Raw genomic sequence first — 4,091 nt, 5'->3', positions numbered from 1 at the left:
GGGCGGGGCTCTCCAGTGCTACCACTATCCTCTCAACTGGCTACCGGTCTCTCGGCTCATGCTCCCGCGCAGCGGGCTGGAGCGCAGCGACTTTGTGCTTTGGCCCGTAGCGGAAGTGCTCGCACGCACCTGCAAGGTCAGCATTTAAGAGCAAAGCGGACATCACACCCTGCCGCTCCAGCGCTCGAAAATCCTCACAAATGTGGAGCGCACCACAAGTGGAGCCCTCCACGCCGTCGGTCTACGCAAATCATATTGCTGCGGCATACACTGGTTTCATGGGCAACCCCTTCCGAAAAGCTCCCATGCAGCAACTCGAAACCACCATCGTCTCGCTTGCGAAGCGCGGCGAACAGCTCGTCGCCAAGCGCGTCACGGCGCAGGCGGCGCTGGACCAGGCAATTCAGGCTCGCCGGGATACCCTCCTGTCGGCGGACCTCGAAGATCACCGGGAGCTCGACAAGCAGCAGGCTGCCGTGGTCGCGGCAACCTCGGACCTCGCGGGCATCGACGACGCCCTCGCCGTTCTCGCGCACCAGAAGGCGGAAGGCGAGCGACAGCTCGCTGCGGAAAGCGAGCGTATTAAGCGTGCTACGGCAGCAGACAAGTTGGCAAAGCAGGTGACCGCCATCGAGACTGCGTTGCCGGGCTATCTTGAGCAGTCGCGTGCTCTTACCGATGCCCTGTCCGAAATCGGCCATTGGCATTTCGAGAGCGGCCAGATGGCGGGCTTCCTCCAGAACACCATGGGCCAGATCGAAGTTGCCGCCAACTTCACCCTCGCGGAGCTGAAGGCCATGCCCCGCGCGATCCGGCAGGGTCGGCAGGCGATCACGCTGGCGCTCGTGCCTGCGAAGGTCGGGGTGGCTGAGCCGCCGCTCACCATGACAGGCTTTTGATGATGTCTGAAGGAACTCCGTCTGAGGAAGGCACCGCACATCCTGCGACCTCTCTCGGCGCCGCGGGGGTCGCTGCTCACGTCGATGGTGGCGATAACGGCAGCGCCCCCAATGCGGAGGTCGATGAATACGACAGGCTGCTCGCCAAAATCGGCCGCACTTACGACCAGGACTGCCGGGTCGCAATTCACGAGGCGGGCCATATCGTGGCTGCGCGCCTACAGGGCCACCCGCTGGGCGGCGCCACGGTGGACCCGGGTTCGGGCTTTGAAGGCCGCGTTTGGGGCGAGGGACACGAGGAAGCGTTCGCGGAAGGTCGCGGCGATGCCTCCGATGTTCGGAAAGCACTTGCCCCACTGATGCCCGAACCGGGCGAGGCCGTCAGTTCCGTTTCTGACGTATTCGCGAATGTGCAGAGCCATTGCATCGAGCTGGTAGCCGGTCGGGCCGCTGAGCGCATGCTGTTGGGTGACGACGACACTCCGTCTGCGGCCGATGATCTGCGGCAAGCCCGCGAGCTGGCGCTGCTCATTTGCAAGAGCGAGGAAGCAATGGGCATGCGAGATCGCGGCGCGCGATTTGCTGTTGCCCTATGGCGATCTTATGATGGTGCTGTCTACCGTCTTGCGCATCAAACGCACGCTGGACGCCGCCGAGATCGACGAGATTATTTTGGACGTGGAGACGCAAAACGCGTTGGCGATGGAGCATCGGCGCCGGGCCGAATGGCGCAAGAGCGAGCTAGAGGCAGCTCGTTTCCGGGCCGAATGTGAACCGTTTCCGGCTGCACGGTTGCGAACTTGTTCTCATGATCAAGTGTCGTAATCAACGATGCTTGTGATCTGAAGGCGCGGCGGATGTAACCGGCCTGATGATCTTGAATGGCCCCGGCGTGCAATATCGTCGGGGCCTTATTCATGGTCCCAACGAACGGATTACGAACGCAGAGGGGTCCATCTAAGAACCAACATACCGAGTTCCGAGTTTACACAGGCGGGTAGGTTCGTAGAGATGGGTTATGCGTCATGACGCGCATGCGGTTCATACGAAAAGCCTCGTTAAAGGCTCAGCTTGACCTAGAAGCTCAACAGCTACGTGATGAAGCGCGGTCATGCCCGCCAGGACACAACCGAGACAGTCTGCTTAGGAAGGCCCGGCAGAACGAAATCACGTCTCAGATAACCGAGTGGCTGACCTTGCCAAGATGGCAACCACCCAAGTAAGGCCACTTCAGAATGGTCAAGATGGATTAGTGGCGGGGCAAATTGGTGCCTATGCCAGTCGCTTTCGCGCTGGCGCTCTTTGAGAGATCGACGCAGCTTTGCGGGGCCGCTGCCGCAATTGCCGCCGCGGTCAGCGCTAGTTCAGCCTTCCTCCGTTAGCCGGGCCACAGGTTGACGGCTCACGCGGTCGAGTACGTGGATCACCTCATCTCTGTCCAGAACGGCATGCAGGCGCTCCACCGTGTGTGCCGCATCGAATGAGTTGGAAATCACACACTCTCTGATGATATGACGAGCATCCTGCACAACTCGGAATAGCACTTCCAAGTCAGGATTGTTCATCGCCTACTCCCAGGATTGTTCATCGCCTACTCCAGTAAAAGCAATTGCGTACTGGGGACGCATGTTCCTGCGGCAGATCACGACATTAGTAGAACTGCCAGTTATGGAAAAAATGGAAACCTTCGACATGATCGCGAGTTGCAACCGGAATTTCAGGGCACGGGAGCGACAATGGATGATGAGATGCTTCCGACGGTCGCGGCTAATAGCGTGGACGTTGTACCTAGCGGTGCACGATGATGTTGATCCACTGGACGCACGTCGCTGCACGCTCGAACGATATCTACGGCAACGATGGCAAGCTGGGGAATGAAACCCGGAAGAGCTGACGTGCCTAGGCTTGGCTCATCTCTCTCGCGTTCCGGGCGACACTTGGTAAATACGATGGGGGAGCTGAGAAATTTCGTCAGGCGGGTTGTAACTAGGAGTGCGCGACCTGACTTGGTTCTTGCGGCAATTGCCTGCCTTGTCTCTGGGATGGTCGTTCTGGCTCTGCGGTTTGTTTTCGGAGCGTGTCCCTGACGTGGCGTGATCGGACAACTCCTAGTCGGTTCTCAATCTTCGAACGACGCGAGAAAAAAAGCCCGCGCGGGGACCGGCGGGCTTTGAGGGGCTACCACTTCTGACGACCAAACCAATCGTTGAGTTCTTTTTTGGCTTGATCCTTTTGGTAGCCGTAGCGCTGCTGGAGCTTTCCTTCAAGCTGGTCTTGCTTTCCGTCAATGGCGTCTAAGTCATCGTCCGTCAGCTTGCCCCATTGCTCCTTCACTTTGCCCTTTACCTGCTTCCAGTTTCCTTCGATGCGGTTCCAATCCATAGCGTCCTCCTCCGGTTGGAGGACAGTCCAACGCGGCAGCACGAGCTGAGTTCGAATGGGAAGCCGATTGTGTCGCCGCCATAGGACGACCTCGTGCGCCGAGCCGAAAACCAAAATGGCTAAGCACCCGGCGGAACGTCAGGAGCGATCTCGGAATGGCTGTCGCCAAGAGCCCGCTCAACCCGCGACGCGAGCACGGTCAAGTGCTCAGCAAGTTTCGCGTATGAGGGCACATTCGGCGGCGTCGGTGCGGAGCTTCTCCAGCCGGACTTGCATGTCCTTCATCGGCGGCTCGCTGTTCCCTTGCTGGAACATTACAAATACCTTGACCACAAGTGAACACGGCGATCATCTGATTGGGATTAGCGTGCCGGGGCATGGCGGACGTCCCATCCGCCGGCCCATCGGACCGCCGGCCCCCCGTCCTCTCCCTCCGCCGCAAGGGGCCGGCTGGCCCGAGGCGGCTTTGCGCAACATCAAAGCGAGATCGGCTACTCCCGATAGGCTGGACCTGTAGCCGAACAACCTCTTGTCAGGCTGCTGAGGTTATGAGGCCCGGGCTGCCAGGCACACCGGGCCTCGCCCTAACTGCTGATCCGCGTCGTGCCATGGCGCACCGCGTGCGAGGTCTCTCTCGGGTCGAGGCGACGGGAAGCTCTACATGTCCCCCAAAGGGTACGCCGATGATCTCAACGCAACCGTGCGTTATGCGTACGCGTCCGGCCAGCACCCCAGGTAAGGGCGATGGTCGGCCGCGAAGCGCTTAGGCAGCGAGGGTGGCCGTGGACTGATGGTTCGCCTTCCAATTCC

General features: G+C 60.1%; 5 protein-coding genes. 2 read left to right on the top strand and 3 right to left on the bottom strand.

All coding sequences use genetic code 11. The features are described from left to right. Positions 1-305: 305 nt before the first annotated feature. Entirely contained in the window at positions 306-899 is a 594-nt protein-coding gene (locus tag IVA82_RS44800) for a hypothetical protein (protein ID WP_247493937.1), read from the top strand. 218 nt (positions 900-1,117) lie between these two features. Here IVA82_RS44800 and IVA82_RS44795 read toward each other — a convergent pair whose 3' ends face one another. Beyond that, a complete protein-coding gene (locus IVA82_RS44795; RefSeq protein WP_247493936.1) occupies positions 1,118-1,408 on the bottom strand; it encodes a hypothetical protein in 291 nt (96 codons plus the stop codon). Positions 1,409-1,478: 70 nt separating this feature from the next. On the opposite strand from IVA82_RS44795, the gene IVA82_RS44790 reads away from it, so the two are divergent. Beyond that, entirely contained in the window at positions 1,479-1,724 is a 246-nt protein-coding gene (locus tag IVA82_RS44790) for a hypothetical protein (RefSeq protein WP_247493935.1), read from the top strand. 539 nt (positions 1,725-2,263) lie between these two features. Here the strand turns inward: IVA82_RS44790 and IVA82_RS44785 are convergent. Continuing rightward, the gene (locus tag IVA82_RS44785; protein ID WP_247384421.1) at positions 2,264-2,464 is read right to left on the bottom strand and encodes a hypothetical protein; all 201 of its coding nucleotides are present in this window, start codon (positions 2,462-2,464) and stop codon (positions 2,264-2,266) included. Positions 2,465-3,077: 613 nt separating this feature from the next. Next, positions 3,078-3,281 (bottom strand): CsbD family protein, encoded by a 204-nt coding sequence (locus tag IVA82_RS44780; RefSeq protein WP_247382607.1) that lies wholly within the window; start codon positions 3,279-3,281, stop codon positions 3,078-3,080. Between the last annotated feature and the right edge of the window lie 810 nt (positions 3,282-4,091).

Origin of the sequence: Bradyrhizobium sp. 142, from assembly GCF_023074015.1 — a bacterium.
GTDB lineage: Bacteria > Pseudomonadota > Alphaproteobacteria > Rhizobiales > Xanthobacteraceae > Bradyrhizobium.
This window is presented reverse-complemented; position numbering and strand designations above follow the sequence as displayed.

Excerpts from the sequence above, each read along its gene's own strand:
- IVA82_RS44780 (WP_247382607.1), bottom strand. The coding sequence starts at position 3,281 with ATGGATTGGAACCGCATCGAAGGAAACTGGAAGCAGGTAAAGGGCAAA.
- IVA82_RS44800 (WP_247493937.1), top strand. The coding sequence starts at position 306 with ATGCAGCAACTCGAAACCACCATCGTCTCGCTTGCGAAGCGCGGCGAA.
- IVA82_RS44785 (WP_247384421.1), bottom strand. The coding sequence starts at position 2,464 with ATGAACAATCCTGACTTGGAAGTGCTATTCCGAGTTGTGCAGGATGCT.